General features: G+C 62.4%; 15 protein-coding genes and 3 pseudogenes. 5 read left to right on the top strand and 13 right to left on the bottom strand.

Going from position 1 to position 23,931, the window contains the following annotated elements:
• The first annotated feature begins 256 nt into the window (after positions 1-256).
• Positions 257-871, top strand: a complete 615-nt coding sequence (locus ACIQUB_RS29705; RefSeq protein WP_402935113.1) for an NTP transferase domain-containing protein — start codon at positions 257-259, stop codon at positions 869-871.
• Positions 872-960: 89 nt separating this feature from the next.
• On the opposite strand, the gene cysG is transcribed toward ACIQUB_RS29705, so the two are convergent.
• From cysG to ACIQUB_RS29655, 10 genes and pseudogenes are all read right to left on the bottom strand, one after another.
• The gene (gene cysG / locus ACIQUB_RS29700; RefSeq protein ID WP_402935110.1) at positions 961-2,454 is read right to left on the bottom strand and encodes a siroheme synthase CysG; all 1,494 of its coding nucleotides are present in this window, start codon (positions 2,452-2,454) and stop codon (positions 961-963) included.
• Positions 2,426-3,451, bottom strand: a pseudogene (locus ACIQUB_RS29695) (molybdopterin dinucleotide binding domain-containing protein); the annotation flags it as partial. The gene cysG and the pseudogene ACIQUB_RS29695, both read right to left, overlap by 29 nt.
• A gap of 204 nt (positions 3,452-3,655) precedes the next feature.
• Positions 3,656-5,284: pseudogene (locus ACIQUB_RS29690) on the bottom strand (molybdopterin-dependent oxidoreductase); the annotation flags it as partial.
• 206 nt (positions 5,285-5,490) lie between these two features.
• Positions 5,491-5,826 (bottom strand): nitrite reductase small subunit NirD, encoded by a 336-nt coding sequence (gene nirD / locus ACIQUB_RS29685; protein ID WP_402935107.1) that lies wholly within the window; start codon positions 5,824-5,826, stop codon positions 5,491-5,493.
• A 4-nt stretch (positions 5,827-5,830) separates the two neighbouring features.
• Positions 5,831-8,293 carry a nitrite reductase large subunit NirB gene (gene nirB / locus ACIQUB_RS29680; RefSeq protein WP_402935104.1) on the bottom strand — a complete coding sequence of 821 codons (2,463 nt, stop codon included), beginning with the start codon at positions 8,291-8,293 and terminating at the stop codon, positions 5,831-5,833.
• A gap of 4 nt (positions 8,294-8,297) precedes the next feature.
• The gene (locus ACIQUB_RS29675; RefSeq protein WP_026282922.1) at positions 8,298-9,095 is read right to left on the bottom strand and encodes an ABC transporter ATP-binding protein; all 798 of its coding nucleotides are present in this window, start codon (positions 9,093-9,095) and stop codon (positions 8,298-8,300) included.
• Positions 9,096-9,106: 11 nt separating this feature from the next.
• A complete protein-coding gene (gene ntrB / locus ACIQUB_RS29670) occupies positions 9,107-10,000 on the bottom strand; it encodes a nitrate ABC transporter permease (RefSeq protein WP_402935100.1) in 894 nt (297 codons plus the stop codon).
• A 56-nt stretch (positions 10,001-10,056) separates the two neighbouring features.
• Positions 10,057-11,355, bottom strand: a complete 1,299-nt coding sequence (locus ACIQUB_RS29665; protein ID WP_402935097.1) for a CmpA/NrtA family ABC transporter substrate-binding protein — start codon at positions 11,353-11,355, stop codon at positions 10,057-10,059.
• Positions 11,356-11,715: 360 nt separating this feature from the next.
• Complete coding sequence (locus ACIQUB_RS29660; protein ID WP_402935094.1) at positions 11,716-12,996, bottom strand: CmpA/NrtA family ABC transporter substrate-binding protein; 1,281 nt, start codon at positions 12,994-12,996, stop codon at positions 11,716-11,718.
• Between the two features lie 43 nt (positions 12,997-13,039).
• Positions 13,040-13,642: an ANTAR domain-containing response regulator gene (locus ACIQUB_RS29655; RefSeq protein WP_026282923.1), complete on the bottom strand. Its 603-nt coding sequence runs from the start codon at positions 13,640-13,642 to the stop codon at positions 13,040-13,042.
• Between the two features lie 426 nt (positions 13,643-14,068).
• Between ACIQUB_RS29655 and ACIQUB_RS29650 the strand changes: the two are divergent.
• A pseudogene (locus ACIQUB_RS29650) lies at positions 14,069-16,015 on the top strand (methyl-accepting chemotaxis protein).
• Positions 16,016-16,154: 139 nt separating this feature from the next.
• Here the strand turns inward: ACIQUB_RS29650 and ACIQUB_RS29645 are convergent.
• From ACIQUB_RS29645 to ACIQUB_RS29635, 3 genes are all read right to left on the bottom strand, one after another.
• On the bottom strand, positions 16,155-17,621 hold the full coding sequence (locus ACIQUB_RS29645) for an MFS transporter (protein WP_402935090.1): 1,467 nt from the start codon (positions 17,619-17,621) through the stop codon (positions 16,155-16,157).
• Positions 17,622-17,831: 210 nt separating this feature from the next.
• A complete protein-coding gene (locus ACIQUB_RS29640; protein WP_402935087.1) occupies positions 17,832-18,593 on the bottom strand; it encodes an alpha/beta fold hydrolase in 762 nt (253 codons plus the stop codon).
• 41 nt (positions 18,594-18,634) lie between these two features.
• On the bottom strand, positions 18,635-20,401 hold the full coding sequence (locus tag ACIQUB_RS29635; protein WP_402935084.1) for a cytochrome c biogenesis protein DipZ: 1,767 nt from the start codon (positions 20,399-20,401) through the stop codon (positions 18,635-18,637).
• A gap of 309 nt (positions 20,402-20,710) precedes the next feature.
• On the opposite strand from ACIQUB_RS29635, the gene ACIQUB_RS29630 reads away from it, so the two are divergent.
• The 3 genes from ACIQUB_RS29630 (at position 20,711) to ACIQUB_RS29620 (ending at position 23,898) form a co-directional block, all read left to right on the top strand.
• Positions 20,711-21,751, top strand: a complete 1,041-nt coding sequence (locus tag ACIQUB_RS29630) for an alpha/beta fold hydrolase (protein ID WP_402935081.1) — start codon at positions 20,711-20,713, stop codon at positions 21,749-21,751.
• A gap of 96 nt (positions 21,752-21,847) precedes the next feature.
• Positions 21,848-22,588: a response regulator gene (locus ACIQUB_RS29625; protein ID WP_018898117.1), complete on the top strand. Its 741-nt coding sequence runs from the start codon at positions 21,848-21,850 to the stop codon at positions 22,586-22,588.
• Positions 22,585-23,898, top strand: coding sequence for an ATP-binding protein (locus tag ACIQUB_RS29620; RefSeq protein WP_402935076.1), 1,314 nt, complete (start codon positions 22,585-22,587; stop codon positions 23,896-23,898). Before ACIQUB_RS29625 ends, ACIQUB_RS29620 begins: the two co-directional genes overlap by 4 nt.
• Positions 23,899-23,931: the final 33 nt, after the last annotated feature.

Genomic DNA, 23,931 nt, shown 5'->3' with positions numbered 1-23,931 from the left:
ACAACATCAAATCACACATGACGGTCCCTCTGTTCAATCCAAGTGAATCAAAACCGAGGCAACATAACAAGTAATTTAATAGGTCCTGAACCTAGAATAGCGCCCCTTTAGTCGCAAACTGTTCTGAACCAACTTGGCGTGGAGTAGAAATCAAGCCGGTGTGAAGAAGGTTCCGAAGAGCACCAGCGGCGTTTTGAAAGTGCGAGCTTGCGATATATGAAGCGTGGCGGGGTGCAATACAAACGAAGGGCTGATGATGAAAGAGCGATCTGTCGCCATTGTGGTGCTGGCTGCCGGAAAGGCGACCCGCATGGGGGAGGGTGGTTCCCACAAGCTGCTTGCCGAGTTCGACGGCATTCCGCTCGTTCGCCGTGTTGCGCTTGCCGCAGGTGGTGCCGGCGCCTCTTCAGTCATCGTCGTCGTGGGGCATAGGCAAGCCGAGATCCGGCAGGCGCTGCACGGTCTGCCGCTGCTGATCGTCGAAAACCCTGCCTATGAAAGCGGAATGGCGAGTTCACTCAAGGTCGGATTTGCGTCGACTGACGTCGATGACACGGATGGGGTTCTCGTGATGATGGCGGATATGCCGGCGATATCTGCCGACCACCTCGATCGCTTGATCGCGGCTTTTCGAGATGCCGATGTGCTCTCCATCGTTCGTTCGGTCGCCGACGGCCAGCCTGGCAATCCGGTCATCCTCCCGGGCACGCTCAAGGATGCGATCCGGCGTCTGGAGGGTGACAAGGGCGCGCGCGGTATTGTCGAGACATGCGGCCTGCCGATCATCGACGTCGAGTTCGGCGACGTGGCGCGATTGGACCTCGATACTCCCGAAGCGATCGTTAGCACCGGCGGTATTCTCAAGGGATAGCCGCGTTTGTATCGACTGACCAACAGACTGATATACGTAAGCCGTCTGCCGATCGGCGTCATTTGGCTATCAACGTCTAGCGTCTCTGATCAGCAGGCTTCACGCTGCAAATCCAGCTTCGGTTGTATGCCGTTCTGGCTGGACGCGTCGCGCGCGGCGAGTGCTGATCCAACCGCGATCAGCACCGGTTGATCATACCCGATGATCGCAATCCCCTCGTGGAGTTCCTCAAGCGAACCACGCCAGTCACGCTGTGTGGGCCGGCTGACATCACTCATGACGATGACGGGTGTCGAAGGCGTAAGTCCTTCCGCAACCAGCCGCTCGGCAATCAACGCCGCTGTCCTTCCGCCCATGTAAAAGACGGTGGTGGTACGCGGATCGGCGACGCTTGCCCAGTTCACATCCTTGGGCAGGCCGCCGTGGCGGGAGTGGCCGGTGATGAAGCGCACGGATTGCGCGTGATCGCGGTGGGTGAGCGAAATGCCAAGACGGGACGCCATCGCGCTTGCCGCCGTGATGCCGGGGACGACATCGACGGGAATGCCTTCGCGGTCCAGATGCGCGATCTCCTCGCCGGCGCGGCCGAAGATCATCGGATCGCCAGATTTCAGCCGAACGACGCGCTTACCCGCCTTGGCGAGCTTGACCATCATGTCGTTGATATCTTCCTGGCGGCAGCTTGTACTGCCGCCGCGCTTGCCGACCAGCATGCGCTTTGCCTCCCGGCGCGCAAGCTCCAGCACCTCACTGGAGACCAGATCATCGAACAGGATCACGTCGGCTGCCTGCAAAGCGCGCACGGCCTTCAGCGTCAACAGCTCCGCGTCGCCAGGACCGGCGCCGACAAGCGTGACCCGGCCTTGAAATGTGTGGGCGGGCGCTCCGCGAAGCCGCTCGGCTTCCTCGATAAGCAGCCCGCCAACGCCCTCCTCCGGCGTATCCGAACTCGAAAAGGCGCGATCGACGAATTTCTCCCAGAAGGCACGGCGCAAGGGGCCCGGCGCCAGCCGTTCGTTGATCTGATCTCGCAGCGCCTGCGCCAATCGCGCCCAACTCTTCAGCCCCTGCGGCAGCAGGGTTTCGATCCGCCGGCGGATCGCCTGGGCGAGGATCGGGGCCGCGCCATCCGTCGAAATGGCGACAACGACAGGCGACCGATTGACAATCGAGCCGAACTGAAACTGGCAATAGTCAGGCTTGTCGATGACGTTGACGGGTACGCCCATTGCGCGTGCTTCTTCGAAGAAGCGTTGAGCTTCGTCGCCATCTTCGCAATCACCAATCGCCAGCGCGGCATGTTCGAGGTCCTCTGCTCGCCATTCCCGCTGGTGGTGGTAAACGCTTGCGGATGGATGCTCCGGTCTACGTGCGACAAGGGCCGCGCATGCGTCACTGAGGTTTTCGGCAAATATCTCGACGTGAGCGCCGCAGGCCGCGAGCAACTCGGTCTTCCACGCTGCCGCATCCGTGCCGCCCGCCACCACGACGCGCTTGCCTTCCAGCGCCCAGAAAACCGGCAGCTTGGAGAGCGGCTCCATCCGGGCCGGGCTGTCATTCCGCTGCTGCTGCAAGACATCCATCGATGATCCCCCTGATTTCCGCGCGGCAGGAGCCGCAATTGGTTCCGGCCTTGAGTTGCGCGCCGATGGCCTCGACGCTGTGGCAACCGCCGCGCACGGCGGCGATGATCTGATTGACGCCGACGCCGAGGCAGGAGCAGACGGTCGCGCCCGGATCCGGCATGTCGGCGCCAGGGCGGCCGGCGACCAGCGCGAAGCGCTTGCGCGGCTGGTCATGCGACGCGACAAGCTGCGCAATCGCCCAATTGCGCGCGACCGCCACCGGCTGCCGCGCAATGAAGAGGGCCGCCAGAAGCCGATCACCTTCGAAGAAAGCAAGCCTGACGTCTCCTGATTGTCGATCCACGTAACCGAGCGGCTCGATCTCCTCGGGAATGGCGAACGTGCGGCGACACCAGAGCAACCAGTCATCCACCTGCTGATCGACAGCCATCTCCAGCCGCCAGCCGCCGTCGGCCTTGGCCAGCGCCCAATAGGAAGCGTCAAGCCCCTCGGGCCTGGTTGCGGAAACTGCGAAGCCGTAGGAGGCAACGGCGAAATGCCTAGCTGCGACCGCGACATTCTTGGAGGCCGGCTGGCCGGACACCGGGTCGGTGATCGGCGCGACGACGGCGTCGATCCGGGCCTTGGCGGCGAACTGGTCGTTCCAGTGCATGGGAACGAAAATGCTGCCGCGCGCCTGCCGCTCGGTGATCAAGGCGCGCACGATGGCCTTGCCATGCGGGCTTTCGATTTCGACCAGCGTGGCATTGCCGACGCCGATCTCGATCGCGTCGCGCGGATGCAGCTCGGCGAAGGGCTCGGCGATATGCGAGAAGAGGCGCGCGCTTTTGCCCGTGCGCGTCATCGTGTGCCACTGGTCGCGAATGCGGCCGGTGTTGAGGGTGAAGGGATACTCGGAATTAGTGCGATCGCAGATGGCGGGCTCGACGGCGATGAAGCGTGCGCGTCCATCCGGGTGGTAGAAGCGGCCATCGGCGAAGAAGCGCTTGCCGCCACCCCCCTCTGGCCTGCCGGCCTGCGGGGTCGAGCCAACGGTCTCCCCCCGTCCTTCGGACCCCACCACAAGGGGAGAGATCGGCTGGACGCTGTCGCTCGACACCGGTGCAACATTTGAACTGGCCGCAAGGTTTGCCTTGAAACGACGGTCATCCCGCTCGTGATCTCCCCCCTTGTGGGGGAGATGCCCGGCAGGGCAGAGGGGGGTAAATCCCCGCGTGGCGGGCCATTGGAATGGCGACAAGAGATTGTAAGCCTCTTCATCGATCCCCGCATAGGCTCCAATGTCGAAGTCGCGGCTGCCATTATTCTCGAAGGCGGAGAGGGCGGCATGTTCGGCAAAGATGTCCGCCGGCGAGGCATAACCAAAGCCGTCAAAGCCCATGCGGCGTCCGACCTCGGCCAGCTGCCACCAGTCGGCGCGGGCGTTGCCCGGCACGTCCAGGAAATCACGCTGGCGCGAGATGCGGCGTTCGGAGTTTGTGACTGTGCCGTTTTTTTCGCCCCAGCCGAGGGAGGGCAAGAGGACATCAGCATGACGGGTGGTGTCGGTGTCGCTGAGGACATCGGAGACGACGACGAAGGGACAGGCCTTGATCGCGGCTTCGACGGCATCAGCGTCGGGCATGGAGACGACGGGGTTGGTCGCCATGATCCAGAGCGCCTTGATCCGGCCGTCCGCGACGGCCCTGAACATGTCGACCGCTTTCAGGCCCGGCCTCGATGCAATCGTCGGAGAGCCCCAGAAACGCTGGACGCGATCGCGGTCATCGGCGTTCTCGATCGACATGTGGGCGGCGAGCATGTTGGCGAGGCCACCGACCTCGCGACCGCCCATCGCGTTCGGCTGGCCGGTGAGCGAGAAGGGGCCCATGCCGGGCCGGCCGATGCGGCCGGTGGCGAGGTGGCAGTTGATGATTGAATTGACCTTGTCGGTGCCCGATGAGGATTGGTTGACGCCCTGGCTGTAGCAGGTGACGACTTTTTCGGTCGCCGCGAACAGGCGATAAAATTCACGTAGCTGCATGGCCGGCAGGCCGGTCTGTTCCAGGATGTCGTTTGAGGAGAGCAGCGCGGCGGTGGCGAAAGCCTCGTTGAAGCCGCTGGTGTGCTCCGCCACATAGTTCTGATCGATCGCCCCGGCCGAAATGAGGTGCGCGAAGAGGCCCATGAACAGCGCGACGTCGCTGTCGGGACGAATGGCCAGATGCAGGTCTGCGATATCAGATGTCATCGTTCGGCGCGGGTCGATGACCACGACCTTCATGCCCGGGCGCGCTGCCTTGGCTGCGGCAAGCCGCTGATAGATGACCGGGTGGCACCAGGCGAGGTTGGAGCCGGTAAGGATGACGAGATCGGAGAGCTCAAGATCTTCATAGACGCCGGGAACCGTATCGGCGCCGAAGGCGCGTCGATGGCCGGCGACGGAGGACGACATGCAGAGGCGGGAGTTGGTGTCTATATTGCCGGAGCCGATGAAGCCCTTCATCAGCTTGTTGGCGACGTAATAGTCCTCGGTGAGCAGCTGGCCGGAGACGTAGAAGGCCACGGAGTCCGGGCCGTGTTCGGCGATCACCTTCGAGAAGCGGTCGGCGACGAGATCAAGGGCTGCTTCCCAATCCGTCCGTTGGCCGGCGATTTCGGGATAGAGCAGGCGTCCGTCGAGATCGATGGTTTCGGCGAGCGCGGAGCCCTTGGAACACAGGCGGCCGAAGTTCGCTGGATGGTCGGGATCGCCTTTGACGGAGACGGCGCCATTATCGGCGACCGTTGCGATCACACCGCAGCCGACGCCGCAATAGGGACAGGTGGTCTTGGTTTCAGTGGGCATGGGGGTGTCCCCTCAAGTCATCGAGAGCGTGGTCACCCCCCTCTGTCCTGCCGGACATCTCCCCCACAGGTGGGGAGATCGACTCGTGGGTTGCTCCCCAACCAAATAGTGAGCGTGGAGCGAGTGGCTGCGCCCAGCCAATCTCCCCCCTTGTGGGGGAGATGTCCGGCAGGACAGAGGGGGGTGCCATTTCCACCATCAGCCGATCACTCCGCCGCCATCATCAAGCTCTCGAACGCGATAAACAGCGCCCCATCCTCGTTCCTCAGGGGAATGGTCCGCACCTCGCCCTCATCCGCCCCGAGTGCCTTGCCGGTTTCCAGCGAGATCACCCAATTATGCAGCGGGCAGGTGACCGCCTTCGCGTGCACGATCCCCTGCGACAGCGGCCCGCCCTTGTGCGGGCAGTGGTCCTCGATGGCAAAGACTTCGTTCTCCGCCGTGCGGAAAACGGCGATCTTGCCCTGAGGGGTCTTCACGCAGCGGGCGCCGCGCAGCGGGATGTCGGAAACGTCGCCGATCGAGATCCAGTTCATATCCATCTCATCACTCCGCTGCCTGGGGAAAGCCGATCGTCGCCATCGGCTTGAATTCATGCTTGTCCTTGCCGGAGACGCGCTCCGACCAGGGGTCGACCTGGGCGAATGTCTGCGAGAAGACGAAGCGGTCGTAATAGGCCTTGCGCTTGTCGGCATCGCCGATGATCTGGCGGCGGATTTCCTCCAGCCCAACGCGCTTCGCCCATTTGTAGATGCGCTCGAGATAGCGGGCCTGCTCGCGGTACATCTGCGTCAACGCCACGATGTGCTCCAGCGCCTCGTCTTCGGTTTTGACGAGGCCGAGAACCTCCGTGCCCTTGATGTCGAGACCGGCAGCGCCCGCGAAATGGATCTCGAAGCCACTGTCCACGCAGATGACGCCGATATCCTTGCAGGTCGCTTCCGCGCAGTTGCGCGGGCAGCCGGAGACGGCGAGCTTCAGCTTGGCCGGCGTCCAGGAGCCCCACATGAACTTCTCGATGCGAATGCCGAGGCCTGTGGAATCCTGGGTGCCGAAGCGGCACCAATCTGACCCGACACAGGTCTTCACCGTGCGCAATCCCTTGGCGTAGGCCTGTCCGGAGACGAAGCCGGCCTTGCCGAGGTCGGCCCACACCGCCGGCAGGTCTTCCTTCTCGATCCCCAGCAGGTCGATGCGCTGGCCGCCGGTGACCTTCACCATCGGGATCTCGAACTTGTCGACGACATCGGCGATGGCGCGCAATTCGTTTGCGTTCGTCACGCCGCCCCACATGCGCGGGACCACCGAATAGGTGCCGTCCTTCTGGATATTGGCGTGGACGCGCTCGTTGATGTAGCGCGATTGGTAGTCGTCGGCATATTCGTCCGGCCAATCGCAGACCAGATAATAATTGAGCGCCGGACGACACTTGGCGCAGCCGCAGGAGGTCTTCCATTCGAGCTCCTGCATGACGGCGGGGATCGTCTTCAAGCCCTTGGCCTTGATCAGGCGGCGAACGTCGTCATGGCCGAGTTCGGTGCAGGTACACATCGGCGTCACGGCGGCCGGATTGTAGCTGTCGCCGAGCATCAGCGACATCAGTTGCTCGACAAGACCGGTGCAGGAGCCGCAGGAGGCGGATGCCTTGGTGTGGGCGCGGACGTCGTCGAGGGAGGTCAGCCCCTTGGCCGATATCGTCGAGGTGATCTTGCCCTTGCATACGCCGTTGCAGCCGCAGATTTCCGCATCATCCGGCAAGGCTGCAACGGCCGCCATAGGGTCCAGCGGCGACCCTCCCTGGTAGGCCTGACCGAAGATCAGCGTGTCGCGCATCTCGGTGATGTCGGTCTGCTTCTTCTTCAGATCGTTGAACCATGCGCCATCGGCCGTCTCGCCGTAGAGCACGGTGCCGATGATACGGTTGTCCTTCAGCACCAGGCGCTTGTAAACGCCGGCTGTGGCATCGCGCAGCACGATCTCTTCGCGTTCGTCGCCATCGGCGAAGTCACCGAGAGAATAGAGATCGATGCCGGTGACTTTCAGCTTTGTGGGCGTGTCCGAATGGACGAAGGCCGGCGAGGTGTCGCCTGCAAGGTGCGAGGCGGCGATGCGGGCCATTTCGTAGAGCGGCGCGACGAGGCCATAGACCATGCCACCGACTTCGGCGCATTCGCCAAGCGAGAGGATATCGCCATCCGAGGTGCGCATGCCGTCATCGACGACGATGCCGCGATTGACCGCAAGGCCGGCTTCCTTCGCCAGGCCGACATTCGGGCGGATGCCGACGGCCATGACGACCAGACTTGCCGGAATGATGCGACCGTCGTCGAGCTCGATGCCCTCGACCTTGCCATTGCCGATGATCGCCTTGGTGTTGGCCTTGGTGATGACCTTGATGCCGCGTTCCTCGACGGCCTTCTGCAGCAGATAGCCGGCGGCGGGGTCGAGCTGGCGCTCCATCAGCGTCGGCATGACATGCAGCACGGTCACGTCCATGCCGCGCTGCGCGAGGCCGGCCGCGGCCTCAAGACCAAGCAGGCCGCCGCCGATGACGATCGCCTTTTCACGCGATTGCGCAGCCAGCAGCATGGCCTGCACGTCGTCGAGATCGCGATAGGTAATGACCCCCGGCAGGTCCTTGCCGGGGACGGGAATGATGAAGGGCACGGAGCCGGTGGCGATCACCAGCTTGTCGTAGCTCTCGGTCACGCCGTGGTCCGAGGTCACCGTCTTGGCGGCGCGGTCGATGGCGACGATCTTGTGGCCCTTGTAGAGCGTGATGCCGTGGTCGATGTACCAGCCGTCGCCATGGATGACGATCTGCTCGTAGCTCTTCTCGCCGGATAGAACCGGCGACAGCATGATGCGGTCGTAATTGACGCGCGGCTCGGCGTTGAAGATCGTGACCTGATATTGGCCCGGCGCTTTTTCGAACAAGTGCTCGAGCATGCGCCCGGGCGCCATGCCGTTGCCGATGATCACGAGTTTTTCGATGCGGGTTTCTGACATGGGGTTACTCCGCGGCTTCGACGAAGCGGTGGCGTTCGTAGAGGAACTTCAGCACGGCTTCGCGGCATTTGAGGTAGGTTCGGTCGGAGGCAAGCTCGATGCGGTTGCGCGGGCGCGCGATCGGCACGTCGAGAACTTCGCCGATCTTGGCAGCCGGGCCGTTGGTCATCATCACGATGCGGTCGGAGAGCAGCACGGCTTCGTCGACGTCATGGGTGATCATCACCATGGTGTTGCCAAGGCGAGAATGGATTTCCATGACCGCATCCTGCAGATGGGCGCGCGTCAGGGCGTCGAGCGCGCCGAACGGCTCGTCGAGCAGCAGGATTTTAGGCTCCATGGAGAGCGCCCGGGCGATGCCGACGCGCTGCTTCATGCCACCCGATATCTCGGAGGGACGCTTGTCCTTGGCATGCGCCATCTGCACGAGATCGAGGTTCGCCATCACCCAATCGTGGCGCTCGGCCTTGCTCTTGGAATTGCTGAACACCTTGGAGACGGCGAGGTTGACGTTTTCGTAGACGGTGAGCCAGGGAAGCAGGCTGTGGTTTTGGAAGACGACGGCGCGCTCGGGGCCGGGAGCGTTAACCTCGCGGTTTTCGAGCAGCACGGCGCCGGAGGAGACCGGTGTCAAGCCGGCGATGAGGTTCAGCAGGGTGGACTTGCCGCAGCCGGAATGGCCGATGATCGAGACGAATTCGCCCTTTGAGATCGTCAGGTTGATACCCTTCAGCACCTCGGCGCGCACGCCGGCCCGGTCGAAATGCTTGTCGATATGGTCGAGCTTGAGATAGGCGGTCATGGTCATTCCCTTCAATTGGCCGAAGCGCCGCGGGTGATCAGCGTTCCGACCGCCGCCACCAGCTTGTCGAGCGCGAAGCCGACGACGCCGATGTAGGCAAGCGCGACGATGATGTCGGGCAGGCGGGACGAGTTCCACGCATCCCAGATGAAGAAGCCGATGCCGACGCCGCCGGTGAGCATTTCAGCGGCGACGATCGCCAGCCAGGACAGGCCGACACCGATGCGGAGACCCGTGAAAATGTATGGGGCGGCCGAAGGCAGCATGATCTTGAAGAAGAACTCGATCTGGTTCAGCCGCAGCACCTGGGCGACGTTGCGGTAATCCTGCGGGATGTTGCGCACGCCAACGGCGGTGTTGATTATGACCGGCCAGATCGAGGTAATGAAGATCACGAATATCGCCGAAGGGTTGGCGTTCTGGAAGGCCGCGAGCGACAGCGGCAGCCAGGCAAGCGGCGGCACGGTGCGCAGCACTTGGAAGATCGGATCGAGGCCGCGCATCGCCCAGACCGATTGGCCGATGATGGCGCCAACGATGACGCCGACGACGGCGGCCAGCCCAAAACCGTAAGCCACGCGCTGCAGCGAGATCAGCACGCGCCAGCCAAGCCCGATATCCTGCGAGCCGTAGTTGAAGAAGGGATAGGCGATGAGGTCGTAGCTCTCCTGCCAGACCTGATGCGGCGAGGGAAGCGAGGCCGTCGGCGACGAACAGAGCACCTGCCAGACGCCAAGCAGGATGGCGAGCACGACGAGCGGCGGCAGCACGTTGTGGGCAAGCGTGGCCACTATCTTCGCGATATTGATCTTGGCGGCCGGGCGCCTTGCTAGCGGCAGGATGGTGGCGGTGTTCTTTGCGGTTGCCGATGTCGCGATCGTTTGTTTCTTGGCCAAAGCGGGCATTCTACGCTCCTCTTGCGGGATGGAAGAGCCGGCGCGGTCCACGCCGGCGGCACGGATCAGGACGCGACCTTGATCGTCAGGCTGTCGAGATAGGCGGAGGGGTTTTCGGGATCGAAGACCTTGCCGTCGAAGAAGGTTTCCTTGCCGCGCGAGGACGACGCCGGGATGTCGGCGGCAGCAACACCGAGGTCCTTGGCGGCGGCGCGCCAGATGTCCTCACGGTTGACTTCGTCGACCAGCTTCTTGATGTCGGTATCCGGCGCGAACTTGCCCCAGCGGATATTCTCGGCGAGGAACCAGCTGTCATGGCTCTTGAAGGGATAGGAGACACCGCCGGCCCAGAACTTCATGTAGAGGTCGGTACCTTGGGCAACGCGGCCGTTGCCGTAGTTGATGTCGCCCTTGAGGCGGCCGAGCACGTCCTTGGGCGGCACATTGAACCATTGGCGCTTGCCGAGCAGTGTCGACATCTCTTCCTTGTTGTCCATGCTGTCGCACCATTGCTGGGCTTCCATCACGGCCATCAGCAGTGCCTTGGCGGCGTTCGGGTTCTTTCCGACCCAATCCGAACGCATGCCGAGCGCCTTCTCGGGATGGCCCTTCCAGAGTTCGCCGGTCGTTGCCGCCGTGAAGCCGATGCCCTGGTTCACGAGTTGCTCGTTCCACGGTTCGCCGACACAGAAGACGTCCATGTTGCCGACCTTCATGTTCGCCACCATCTGCGGCGGCGGGACGACGATGGTCGACACATCCTTGTCAGGATCGATGCCGCCGGCGGCCAGCCAGTAGCGGATCCAGAGGTCGTGTGTGCCGCCGGGGAAGGTCATGGCGGCCTTGATCTCCTTGCCCTCAGCCTTCTTCTTCTCGAAGGCGGCCTTCAGCTTGGAGGCGTCGAGCTGCACGCCGGTATCGGCATATTCCTTGGCAACCGAGATGCCCTGGCTGTCGTAGTTCAGCCGGGCGAGAATGGTCATCGGCACCGGCAGATTGTTCTGCGTCACCTTGCCGGTGTGCATGAGGTAGGGAAGCGGCGAGAGGATATGGGCGCCGTCGATGCCATTGGCAGCACCGCCGAGAACGAGGTTGTCGCGCGTTGCACCCCAGGAGGCCTGCTTGGCCACTTCGACATCGGGCATGCCATGCTTGGCGAACAGGCCCTTCTCCTGCGCGACGATGAGCGGCGCGGCATCGGTGAGCGCGATGAAGCCGAGCTTGGCGCCCGTCACTTCGGGGCCGGCGCCGGCGGCAAAGGCGCCTGACGTGAAGGCGCTGCGCACCGCCGTGATCAGGGCTGCGGTTGCTGTCCTCTTCAACATGCTGCGACGTGTGATGCCGGTCGTGATTATCTTGCTCATTGCGCAGGTTCCCTCTGCTTGGTGCTGGCCGGAATTTTGGGAATAAAAAAACGCCGCTCGGCAGATGCGTCATCGGGAGGGAGGGTCCCGGACTGCAAAGGCCTTGCGACGTCGATGTCTTTTGTGAGCGCTTATCGCGCGCTCATCTCGCCCCGATCGCCGTTGACCGGTGCGGTTTTAACGAAGCAAACGATGTGCCAGTTAGAAAATGAGATTTTATGTGATTGAAACTAAACTGTAAAATCGGCAGATACTTATCTGCTTAATTTTTCACCCTGATTTTCCGATGGCAATGTTTTGTGCGAATGCCATCGTGGCGGCATTCGGGTGTGCAAGCTATTTGTGCACAGCAGTGAAGAATCAGTGGTCGTCCGAGGCCTTCGGTGGCGATTGAACGCTACGGACAGCGAAGCCTGAAACGTAGTCGGCGAAGCGCGATGGATCGAAGACGTGACCGTCCATGAACCTGTCTCCGTCTGCGTCTCCCTCGATGCGGATGTCGGCATCCGCAGGAGCGCTATCCGGGCCGAGCGCTGCCCGGTAGAGATCGGGACGATAGGCGGAGGCTGCCGCGCGGGCATTGTTCAGCGACATCTCGGCCTGCCCCCAGCGGACCATCTGGCTGTAGATCCAGAGCGCCTGGCTCGGCCGCGGATAGTTGGCAAAGCGGTCGTGGAAGAGGAAGTAATCGTCGATCACCCGGCGATTGCCCTTGGCGTCAAGGCTGAACTCGCCTGCCAGCACATGACGAATGATCTCTACGGGGGCCGCGATGTAGCGGGGGTCGGCGAGCGCCTGAGCCAGCACGTCGTGGTTCTCGACACGGTCGCACCAGCGGGCGGCGGCATCGAGCGCAACGATCAGCCTGGAAACGGTGTCACGGTTCGCATCCGCCCAGTCTGGCCGCATGCCGATCACCTTTTCAGGCGCTGAAGGCCAGATATCCTGCTTCGCAGCGACGATGCGGCCGACGCCGCGCTCGGAGGCGATCATGTTCCATGGCGCACCGACGCAGAAGCCATCGATGGCACCGGCGGCAAGCGCGTCCGAAGTCAGCGGCGGCGGCACCACGACCAGCCGCACATCATTATCGGGGTCGATGCCGCCGGCGGCGAGCCAATAGCGGAACTCGTAATTGTGCGAGGAGAAGGGGTAGGTCATGCCCAGCGTCGGCATCGGCTCGCCGCGCGCCTTCATCTCGCGCACGACCAACGCTAGCGCCTGCGCGCTTTCGAGCGCGGTCGGCGTTTCGGCAAGCTGCGCCGCCTGCTGCATCCGCTCGAACAGCGCCGTCGACAAGGTGATCGCATTGCCGCCGCGCCCGAGCGAGAAGGGCGTGATCGTGGGCGACGGGTTGGAACCGAGCGCGAGCGCAGAGGCGACCGGCATGGGCGACAGCATGTGGGCGATATCGAACTGGCGAAACGCCAGGCGGTCGCGGACATTGGCCCAGGAGACATCCTTGACGAGGTCGAGCGTCAGCCCCTCCTTGGTGGCAAATCCGAATTCCGCGGCTGCGATCAGGACCGAGGCATCGACAAGCGGGATGAAGCCGGCGCGCAGCGTTCGCGAGCCTTCGGTCGCCGTGCTTGTCGGTGCGGCAAGGCTGCCACTGGCATTGTCGGTCATGATCTTGTCCATCCCGGTTTCCTCCGGACATCAAGCATATGATAGGCGTCGACACTCACATCAATAGCCCGGCGGCCGTGATGACGCTCTGGGCGATGTCGGCGATCTTCTTCTTCTCGTTCATGGCGGTCTGGCGCAGCAGAGCGAAGGCCTCGTCTTCCGACAGGCCGCGCATCTTCATCAGGATGCCCTTGGCACGATCAATGATCTTGCGCTCCTCCAGCGCGGACTTGGCGTCGGCCAGCTCGCGCTGCAGGCGGTTGAAGGCGTTGAAACGGCTGACGGCCATCTCCAGGATCGGCTTCACCCGCTCCTTTTTCAGGCCGTCCACAATATATGCCGATACGCCGGCATCGACGGCGGCGATGATGGAATCCTCGTCGGATTTGTCGACGAACATGGCGATCGGCCGCGCGACGGCGCGCGAAATCTGGAAGATGCTCTCAAGCATGTCGCGATTGGGGTTCTCGATATCGATGACAATGACATCGGGGTTGATCTCCTCGATGCGCCGCGCCAGCCCGTTCATGTCGTCGACGACGGTGACCCGCTGGTACCCGGCTTCGCGCAGCCCCAGTTCGATGATGGAGGCCCGAATGCTGTTCTCATCGATAACCAGCACATTCAGGCTGGACTTGGCAGGTTGAGACGTTGCCACTGGCAGTCAGCATTCCGTTCACGAGGGCGTCAATCTTGCATTTCTGAAATGCGGGAGACCGGCCGAAAAATCAAGCAAATATTGAAGTGCGCAAAATATGGGCAATTCGTGTTGACGTGGCGAAATTTTCTATAGTTGCCTTTGGTCGCAATGAGTGTCGTCTGGCCAATGACCTACGTGGCAATTATCTTGCAATGACGAGGCTTTATCGCCGTAAAAGATAAAGTTTTAAATACTTAGTAAACTAATCATATGACAAATTCGCATCGGCAGCCTGGGAGGAGCTATTTCGCCATGAGGGTGGGAGTTCTGCTGCCATGACCCTTCATATATCGGCAAATGCTTATGTCTCGCCTGGCCCGCGGCATCGCGGCTCTGCGCGTGTCGATGACAGACAGCCATGCCGGCGTCCCGTCAGGCCTCTCTATGAGCTTTCTCCAAAACGCTAAAATTCGCACGAAAATTGTCGCCGTGATTGCCTTGATGGGTGTCACTGCCATCGCCGGCCTTGCCTATGTCAGCATGCAATTCAAAAATGCCGACAGTCGCTATGCAAGCTTCCTGTCGCACGAGAGCATGGCTGCTACTCTCAATGCCTGAGCCACCGGTGGCCTCCTGCAGCTTGGCTTCCAGCTGGGCCTGATGATGATCAACGATCCAGCATCGCCGGAATTCGCTGCATCGATCAAGATCTACAACGACAATCTGGCTCTGATGAAGGAGCGCATCGCGACGACCGGTCGTCTGGTGCAGTCTCGTGCCGAGCCCGCCGCGGCAATGTTGACCGCGATCGCTGCATTCGATGAACTCGGACAGCGGGTCATCACCTTGGTGAAAGAGGGGAAGCGTGACGAAGCTGTCGGCGTCATGCGTGAAGCCGGCAATCGTTTGACGGCCATTCTCCCGTTGTTTGCGGGCGGAAATGACCAGCTGATCAAGATGATGGAAGAGGGAACGGCCGATCTTCAGGCGACAACCGACGATACAATTGTTACCGGCCTGTCGGCGTTGGGTGTCGCTTTGGTCGCGATCATCCTTCTCGGCCTCTTCGTTGCTTCGCGCGGCATCACAGCGCCGATCGATCGCCTGAGGGAGCGCATGAGGGCACTGGCAGCGGGCGATACCGTCAGCGAGACACCAGGTCTGGAGCGCAAGGACGAAGTTGGTCAGATGGCTGCCGCTGTTGCCGTATTCCGCGACAACGCACTTGAGCGCTCGCGTCTCGAACGCGAGGCGGATGAAGGTCGCTCGCTTTCGGACCAGGAGCGTCGCGCACGTGAAACCGCCAAGGAGCAGGATGCCGCCAACACTAGGGAAGCCGTCGAAGCGCTCGCCCTCGGCCTCAGCCGTCTCGCCGACGGCGATGTCTCCCACCGCATTTCGAAGCCGTTCGTGGATCATCTTGATGCGCTGCGCAACAGCTACAACATGTCGCTCGACAAGTTGCAGGCGGCACTTCAGGAAGTGGGCAAGAACGCTGGCGTGATCAATTCCGGCGCCGCCGAAATTCGGTCCGCTGCCGACGATCTCGCTCGCCGCACTGAACAGCAGGCGGCCTCGCTGGAAGAGACTGCTGCCGCACTGGAACAGATCACCACGACCGTGCGCGACTCCACCAAGCGGGCGGAAGAGGCTAGCATACTTGTAGAACGCACGCGCTCCGGCGCCGAGAAGTCGGGTGGCGTTGTCCGCAACGCGGTTGCCGCCATGAACGAGATCGCCAAGTCATCCGGCGAAATCAGCAACATCATCGGCGTGATCGACGACATCGCGTTCCAGACCAACCTGCTTGCCCTGAACGCAGGTGTTGAAGCGGCGCGTGCTGGCGAAGCCGGCAAGGGCTTCGCGGTCGTCGCCCAGGAGGTTCGTGAACTTGCCCAGCGATCGGCCAAGGCCGCGAAGGAAATCAAGCTCCTGATCACGACCTCCGAGAATCAGGTCAACACCGGCGTCAATCTCGTCGGCGAAACCGGTACGGCGCTGGTGCAGATCGAAGCGGAAGTGACCGAGATTACCAAGCACGTCCGGGCGATCGTCGAGGCGGCACGCGAGCAGTCGACGGGTATCCAGGAGATCAATACCGCCGTCAACACTATGGACCAGGGCACGCAGCAGAACGCAGCCATGGTCGAAGAGACGAACGCCGCCAGCCACAGCTTGGCGAAGGAAGCCAGCGCTCTGAACACGCTTCTCGGTCAGTTCACGCTTGATCAGCGCAGCCGTCCATCCGCGCAAGTGTCGCTTGGTTCCGCGACCGAAGCATCGCGGCCCGTGGCGTCGCCGGCGCGAGCGTTGACCCAGCGATTGACGTCCAGCTTCAGAGGTGGAAACGCCGCTGTCGCCGTCGCGCAGAACGACTGGGAAGAATTCTGATCTAGCTGTCGCCGCGATGTTTCACGGCGCCGCCTAAAGAATTGGATCGGCCAGGGAACTGGCCGATCCAACAATATAGCTGTTCTCAAAATGCACTACGCGAACCGTGCCGAAATGACTGTCGTGCCTGGCCAGCCAATCAGGCGCGCTTCGGTTCCGCCTGCGGTGCTTGCTGCTGTGGCACCAGCAGGCACGCCGGGACGATCAACACCGCGATGAGCATCATCACCATGAAGGTCGCGTGAAGCGCTTGCTGCAGCGCTAGGCGGATCTCATCGCTGCCGCCAAGCGCCGCGCCGGTGCCGTTCAGCAGAGCCCGCAATTGCTCAGGCGTGATCGCCTGTCCATTGTTGGCATGGGCCAGACCATAGGTCAGAACGGCACCCAACACCGCGGCGCCGAGCGTGCTGCCGAGGTTGCGGGAGAATACGTTGGAGGCGGTGGCGCTGCCCCGGTCGGACGCAGTCACGCTTTCCTGCGTGAGGATGAGGGCACCGATATTCAGCAAGCCCATACCGAAACCCATGATAAGCGAGCCGGTAGCTGCCAGCACCGGAGAACTTGATGGCGCCAGCAGCACGAGCAGGCAGGTTCCAACCGGTATGAACAGGCTCCCGACGATCATGATCGGGCGCAGGCCGAAGCGGGTAAACTGCCGCGACGCGATCGTTGCCCCGCAGGGCCAGCCGAGCAGCAGCATGGTCAGGGCAAAGCCGGCGACAAGTGGCGAGCGATCGAGCACGGTCTGCACATACATCGGCAGGAAGGTCGTCAGCCCCATGATCGACATGCTGGCGAAAAACACCGCCAGGTTGGCAAAGGCGATCGGTCGTCTCAGCCACAGGTCCGGGGCGACCATCGGCGCTTCGGCGCGACGCTCCTGCCAGATGAAGACGACAAGCGCGAAAAGGAAGACGACGAAAGCTGCGACGGTGTAGCTGGAGAGGCCGTTTTCTACCTCGGTGAGCGCGATCATCAGCGCGGAAATCGAGACGGCAAAAAGTGCGGCGCCAAGAACGTCGATGGAGACGACGCGCGGACGCTTTTCCTCGTGCAGGAAGAGCATGAAGCACAGCGCCGCCAGAAGCCCTACGGGTACGTTGATCCAGAAGATCCAGGCCCATGGGAGGTTATGAATGATGATGCTGCCGAGAAGCGGCCCGACGACGGCAGACAGTGCCCAGACGCTTGCGAGGTATCCCTGCACCTTGCCACGCTGGTTGCCGGGGAAAAGATCGGCGACCACGGTCATAGCAACAGGTTGGAGCGCGCCGGCGCCGATCCCCTGGAGCAAGCGAAACGCGATCATGGAAGGCATGGACCATGCGAAACCGGCGAGTATGGAGGCCAGCAGAAACAGTGCGATGCCGACCAGCAGCATCGGCTTGCGGCCATAAATATCCGCCAGCTTGCCGAAGATCACCGTTGTCGCGGTCTGCGTCAGAAGGAAGGATGAAAAGACCCACGAATAGAGATTGATCTGGCCGAGCTGGGCTGCGATCTGCGGCATTGCCGTCGAGACGATCGTCGCTTCGATGGCGATCATCGCCATGCTTGCCATGATCGCGACAACGACCAGTCCGCGATGCGAAGTTCTTTGTGTCATAGGAGGCTTTCGAGGCAAACGTCGGCGTAGACGATTGAGTGAGCGCCGACGGTTATTGGGTAGTGCCCTTACTATTCCTCGCAGCCGCCGCGTCAAGAGCATTTGGCCGTGAACTTGTCGTGAGTGGTTAGATGAACGGAAGAGGGGAGCGCGTTGTCGCCGCGCTCCCCTCCTGTCTCTGTGTCCAGACATTAGCCTAAGGCTCAGCCTCTACTTCCCAGCCTCATGCGCGGCAGCTTCGATAACGGCCGCGACCTTGTCCGGCTGCGAGGCGAAGACCGCGTGGCTTGCCTTGATCTCGGTTACCGCGCTTCCCGCGCGCTTTGCCATGTCGCGCTCGAGCTCGGGATTGATCGAACGGTCTTCGGTCGCGACCACTGACCAGCTCTTCTTCGATTTCCAGGCCGGATCACCGCCGATCTTGGCGGCAAAGGCCTGCTTTGCCGCGAAGACCTGGGACTTGGCGAGGAAAGCAGCTTCGTCCTTCGGCAAATCGGCGGCGAAGTCGTTGGCGAAGGCGGCGGGGTCGAGGTAGAGATATTGCCCGTCCTTCGTCTCGCGTATATTCATGCCGCCCGCCGGCTTGGAGCTTGCCAGCGACAGCAGGCTTTCGCCCTTGTCCGGCTGGAATGCGGCGACATAGACGAGGCCCGCGACATGTGCGTTGTGACCGGCTTCGGTGATGACCATGCCGCCATAGCTGTGGCCGACAAGCAAGGTCGGGCCGTCATGAAGATCGAGCACGCGGTTGGTGGCGGCGACGTCATCGGCAAGCGAGGTGATCGGCTCCTGCACGATCGTGACGTTGAAGCCGCGCTTCTCTAGGATTTCGGTTGCCTTGCGCCATCCGGAACCATCGGCGAGCGCGCCGTGGACGATGACGATGTTCTTCACCTCGGCGGCTTCTGCCGCATAGGCGACAACGCTGGCGGCGAATGCAAGGGCGAGGGTGGCGATGATGCGACGGTTCATGGAAGTGTCTCCTTTGGATTGATGGTGAGGTTGGGTAGAGGTCAGCCGAAGGTGAAGGCGTAGGCTTCGACGCCGGGATCGAGAAAGCGGATCTGAAAGTTGTGCGCCTCGACGTCGCCGGACTGGCGGACAAGCTGATAGAGCCTGGTTGACGTGACGGTGCCGTTGCCACCGGCGTCGGTGTCCGCGCCGTGGTTGGCACCGGGCGCTTTACCGTCGATCGTCACCTGGAAGCGCACGGGCTTTCCCGATGCATCCGGGCCGAGAACGAGGTGCAGGTCGCGGGCGCTGAACCGGTAGGCGATGCCGCCATCTGCCTGCTCAAGCGTTGCCTGCTCGCGGCCGATCGTCCAGGCGCCGGACAGTCCCCATTCGTTGAGACCGAGATCGCCGACCGAATAGGTTCTGTTGGCGTCGTTGTGCAGGCCCTCCGGCGAGGCGAAGTTCGTGGCCTGCTCGTAGCCTATGTAGGTCTCGCCGGAACGGATATCCTTGAGGTCAGGGCTTGCTTCCGCGCCCTTGGCGTCCGGCGCTACCGTGCTTGCGGCCATCTTCGCACTGCCGGTTTCGTGGATCAGGTCCTGGATCGCCTGCTCGGTCTGGCGATAGTTGCCTTCGCCGAAGTGGTGGTAGCGGATCTGGCCCTTGGCATCGATCAGGTAGTGGGCGGGCCAGTAATTATTCTCGAAGGCGCGCCAGATCTTGTAGTCGTTGTCGATCGCGACGGGGTAGGTGATCTTGGCGTCGGCGACGGCCTTGCGGACATTGTCGATCTTCTTCTCGAAGGCGAATTCCGGGGCGTGCACGCCGATCACGACGAGGCCCTGATCCTTGTACTTCTCGGCCCAGGCCCGAACGAAGGGCGTGGTGCGGATGCAGTTGATGCAGGAGTAGGTCCAGAAGTCGACGAGTACGACCTTGCCGCGTAGCTGTTCGGCGGTCAGCGGTGGCGAGTTCAGCCATTCGACGGCACCGTCAAGCGATGGCGCAATGCCTTCGACCGGGAGGTTTGCCTTGAACGGCAGGTTGCTGGCCGTCATCGCGCCGTTGCTGGCGACCTCGGCGGGTGCCGCCAGATCACGCTTTGCGTTGAAGCGGTCGAGAACTGCCTGTTCGAAGGATGTCGTACTAGCATAGGACAGCCGAGCCAGAAGGCCGGTATCGGCGCCGAGCGCGATTGCGGCGACGCCGGCAAGGACTGCAGCACCGAGTGCCTGGCGGACACGCTCGCTGACACCAAGCGACCGCTTCATGCCGGCAAACACCTTGCCGCCAACAAGCAATGCGACGGCAAGCGAAGTGGCGGCACCGGCAGCGTAGGCGATGAGCAGGAAGGTCGTTTGGAGATTTGCGCCCTGCAGGGCAGCACCCGTTAGGACGAGCCCGAGGATCGGGCCGGCGCAGGGCGCCCACAGGAGACCGGTTGCGATACCAAGGACGAGCGAGCTGAGCGCCGTCGGCGCGGCGCCCGGCTTGCCGGAAGCCTTCACCAGCCGGTTGCCGAAATCGACCACCGGCTGCGTGATCGTGCTTGCGACGCGCGGCGACAGCAGGCTGACGCCGAAGATGGAGAGCAGCGTGAGGGCCGCGAGGCGACCATATTCATTGGCGTGGATCGCCCAGCTGCCGCCCACTGCCGCAAGCGACGCGACAACCGCGAAGGTGGCGGCCATGCCGATCAGCATCGGCAATGTGCTGCGCAGAAACGGCTGGCCGGTACGGGCGAAGACGAAGGGCAGGATGGGCAGAATGCAGGGGCTGAGAATAGTCAGCGCCCCTCCGAGATAGGCAATGATCAGAAGCGTCATCGTCGTTTCCTTTGAAACCAGGTGCGGATGCTGAAGGGCGACTGGCTCGATCAGCAGTGACGACAATCTGTTGTGACGACGTATCCGGGATGTGTCCGGCCTCTAGGAGAAGTGTGTCGAACTGTAGCGATCGCGGGCCGTGCTACAGAGCGAAACAATCGGCGGCGAAGGGCTTGGCGATTGTATCGCAATGTATCCAGACGGGCGGGCGCTACAGTCGCATTCAATAACCGCAGGCTGGCGACACATCGGGGATACACGCGGCCGGCTTTATGGCGATCATAGTCAACACGGACAGGAGAGAGACCCATGACCAACGCAATCAACCTCAACCGCCGCCGCTTCTTCGGCATCGCCGCAATGACCGTCGCCGCCGTCGAATTCGGCGCCGCAACGCTGGCAAACGCGCAGACCGCTGCTGCGTCTCCCGCCAAGAAGGTTGGCGGGCACCAGTCGTTTGAATCGCTGAAGCAGATCAAGGCCGGCGTGCTCGATATCGGCTACGCCGAGGCCGGCCCGGCAAACGGTCCCGCTGTCCTGCTCCTGCATGGCTGGCCCTATGATATCTACAGCTATGTCGACGTCGCACCGATCCTCGCCAAGGCCGGATACCGCGTGATCGTTCCTTATCTTCGCGGCTACGGCACCACCACCTTCCTCTCCAAGGATACGCCACGCAACGGCCAGCAGGCCGCGCTTGCAGCAGACATGATCGCGCTGATGGATGCACTCAAGATTGAGAGCGCGATTGTCGCCGGTTATGATTGGGGTGCGCGCACCGCTGACATCATGGCCGCGCTCTGGCCGGAACGCTGCAAGGCTCTGGTCTCCGTCAGCGGCTATCTGATCGGCAGCCAGGAGGTCAACAAGAAGCCGCTCGCTCCCAAGGCCGAGCTTGCCTGGTGGTATCAGTTCTACTTTGCCACCGAGCGCGGCCGCGCAGGCTATGCCGCCAATACCCGCGACTTCGTGCGGCTTATCTGGGAAACCGCATCGCCGACCTGGAAGTTCGACGACGCGACCTTCGATCGCTCGGCACCGGCATTCGACAATCCCGACCACGTCGACATCACCATCCATAACTACCGCTGGCGTCTTGGCATCGTCGAAGGCGAAGCCAAGTACGATGCCTATGAAAAGAAGCTGGCCATGGGCCCCGTCATCACCGTGCCTGCTATCACTATGGAAGGCGACGCCAATGGCGCGCCTCATCCCGACCCTTCGGCCTACAAGGCCAAGTTCTCCGGCCGCTACGAGCATCGCAACGTAACCGGTGGCATCGGGCACAACCTGCCGCAGGAAGCGCCCGAGGCTTTTGCCCAGGCCGTCATCGACGTCGCGTCGTTCTAAAGCGATCGGCCACCGCGCGAAATCCGCTTTACTCGCGGTGGCCGACGCGAAACTAATGGCTCACTTCAAGGCTGCGAATCGTGTGAAAGACGAGACATGGAGCACATCGACCATATTCTGATCGTGGATGACGATCGTGAGATTCGCGAGCTCGTATCGAGCTACCTGAAAAAGAACGGCCTGCGCACCACCGTTGCCGCCGATGGCCGCCAGATGCGCAGCTTTCTTGAAGGCAATTCCGTCGATCTGATCGTACTTGATGTCATGATGCCGGGTGACGACGGCCTCGTGCTATGTCGCGAGCTCAGGGCCGGCAAGCACAAGGCCATACCCGTGGTCATGCTGACGGCGCGTGACGACGAGATGGACCGGATCATCGGGCTCGAAATGGGCGCCGACGATTATCTTCCGAAGCCCTTCGCAGCGCGTGAGCTTCTGGCGCGGATCAAGGCAGTGTTGCGCCGAACGCGCATGCTGCCGCCCAATCTGCAGATCACCGAGGCCGGTCAGCTCCTGACCTTCGGCGACTGGCGTCTCGATACCGTCGGCCGCCACCTGCTCGACAAGGAGGGAACGGAGATCGCCCTGAGTGGCGCCGAATACCGGCTGCTCCGGGTCTTCATCGATCACCCCCAGCGTGTGCTCAATCGCGACCAGCTGCTCAATCTCACACAGGGCCGCGATGCGGAGCTGTTCGACCGTTCGATCGATCTTCTGGTGAGCCGCGTGCGCCAGCGGCTGGGCGACGATGCCCGCGAGCCGACCTATATCAAGACGGTGCGCGCCGAAGGCTATGTCTTCTCCGTTCCGGTGGAGATATCGGAGCCGAGGACATGAGTGAGGCGCTGTCTCGCGGCTGGTGGCCGGGTTCGTTGCGCTCCCGGCTTTTTCTCATTCTGTTCGCCGGGCTGGCGATCGCCTATGGCCTGTCGTTCAGCATCCTCTTTGCCGAACGCTACATGTCGGCGAAAGCCGTCATGCTGGGCACGCTGGAAAGCGATCTGGCGACCTCGATCGCCGTCATCGATCGTCTGCCCGCCAATGAGCGGGCCGATTGGGTCGATCGCCTGAGCCGCGGCAATTATCGTCTCGTGCTCGGTCCCGGCCTTCCTGGCGTTTCCGACATGTCCGGCCGGGGCGCCGAGATCGCTGAAAGAATAGAGGAGGCGGCGGGCCACAAGTTTCCGCTCAAGGTCGAATCCATCCCCGGTGACGGCAAGAGGCTCCAGGCCCATCTGACGCTGTCCGATGGTGCGCCGCTGACGATCGACGTCACGCCGCGCGGCGTCATGCCATTGGCGGAGTGGCTACCTTATGTCTTCGCCGCGCAGATGGCGCTTCTCCTGATATGCACCTGGTTTGCCGTGCGCCTGGCCATTCGTCCGCTGAGCGCGCTTGCCGCCGCCGCCGATACGCTCGATCCGGCCAAGAAGGGCGAGCCGATGAGCGAGCGGGGCCCGAGCGAAGTCGCCCACGCCGCCCGCGCCTTCAACGCGATGCGCGACCGTATTGCCCACTACCTGGAGGAGCGCGTGCAGATTCTGGCCGCGATCTCGCACGACCTGCAGACCCCCATCACCCGCATGCGGCTACGCGCCGACATGGCCGACGATTCACCTGAGAGGGACAAGCTGGTCAACGATCTTCGCGAAATCGAGCGACTGGTTCAGGATGGCATTGCCTATGCGAGAAGCTCGCATGGTAGCGGCGAGAAAAACTCCCGCATCGACCTGTCTTCCTTCATCGACAGCATCGCCTACGACTATCAGGACACCGGAAAGGCTGTGACCGTGCTCGGCGTCGTTCAAGGCACGGCGTCGACAAAGCCGCATGCGCTGCGGCGGATACTCACGAACTTCATCGACAATGCGCTGAAGTTCGCGGGCGGCGCCGAGATTGCCGTCGAGCGGAGCGGGGAGGGCGGTGTCGTCGTCACGGTCTTAGATCGCGGGCCTGGTATTCCCGACGATATGCTTGAAAGCGCCATGCAGCCCTTCTTCCGGGTCGAGACATCACGCAACCGCGACACCGGTGGAACCGGGCTTGGACTGGCGATCGCCCAGCAGCTCGCCGGAACGATCGGCGGCTCGGTGCGGCTCTACAACCGCCCGGATGGCGGCTTGGCGGCCGAGGTCCGGTTCCGCTAAGGCCGGTCCTCTTCGTCGATCGCTGGGCGCTTT

Source organism: Rhizobium sp. NPDC090275 (assembly GCF_044772225.1).
Classification (GTDB): Bacteria; Pseudomonadota; Alphaproteobacteria; order Rhizobiales; family Rhizobiaceae; genus Rhizobium.
Note: the sequence above shows the minus strand (reverse complement) of the source record. Positions and strands in the feature narration are given on the sequence as shown.

Bases quoted from the DNA above. Each gene is read 5' to 3' on its own strand.
- ACIQUB_RS29705 (WP_402935113.1), top strand. From the start codon at position 257: ATGAAAGAGCGATCTGTCGCCATTGTGGTGCTGGCTGCCGGAAAGGCG.
- ACIQUB_RS29635 (WP_402935084.1), bottom strand. From the start codon at position 20,401: ATGACGCTTCTGATCATTGCCTATCTCGGAGGGGCGCTGACTATTCTC.
- ACIQUB_RS29675 (WP_026282922.1), bottom strand. From the start codon at position 9,095: ATGACCGCCTATCTCAAGCTCGACCATATCGACAAGCATTTCGACCGG.
- cysG (WP_402935110.1), bottom strand. From the start codon at position 2,454: ATGGATGTCTTGCAGCAGCAGCGGAATGACAGCCCGGCCCGGATGGAG.
- ACIQUB_RS29660 (WP_402935094.1), bottom strand. From the start codon at position 12,996: ATGGACAAGATCATGACCGACAATGCCAGTGGCAGCCTTGCCGCACCG.
- ACIQUB_RS29665 (WP_402935097.1), bottom strand. From the start codon at position 11,355: ATGAGCAAGATAATCACGACCGGCATCACACGTCGCAGCATGTTGAAG.
- nirD (WP_402935107.1), bottom strand. From the start codon at position 5,826: ATGGATATGAACTGGATCTCGATCGGCGACGTTTCCGACATCCCGCTG.
- nirB (WP_402935104.1), bottom strand. From the start codon at position 8,293: ATGTCAGAAACCCGCATCGAAAAACTCGTGATCATCGGCAACGGCATG.
- ACIQUB_RS29645 (WP_402935090.1), bottom strand. From the start codon at position 17,621: ATGACACAAAGAACTTCGCATCGCGGACTGGTCGTTGTCGCGATCATG.
- ACIQUB_RS29625 (WP_018898117.1), top strand. From the start codon at position 21,848: ATGGAGCACATCGACCATATTCTGATCGTGGATGACGATCGTGAGATT.
- ACIQUB_RS29620 (WP_402935076.1), top strand. From the start codon at position 22,585: ATGAGTGAGGCGCTGTCTCGCGGCTGGTGGCCGGGTTCGTTGCGCTCC.
- ACIQUB_RS29630 (WP_402935081.1), top strand. From the start codon at position 20,711: ATGACCAACGCAATCAACCTCAACCGCCGCCGCTTCTTCGGCATCGCC.
- ntrB (WP_402935100.1), bottom strand. From the start codon at position 10,000: ATGCCCGCTTTGGCCAAGAAACAAACGATCGCGACATCGGCAACCGCA.
- ACIQUB_RS29640 (WP_402935087.1), bottom strand. From the start codon at position 18,593: ATGAACCGTCGCATCATCGCCACCCTCGCCCTTGCATTCGCCGCCAGC.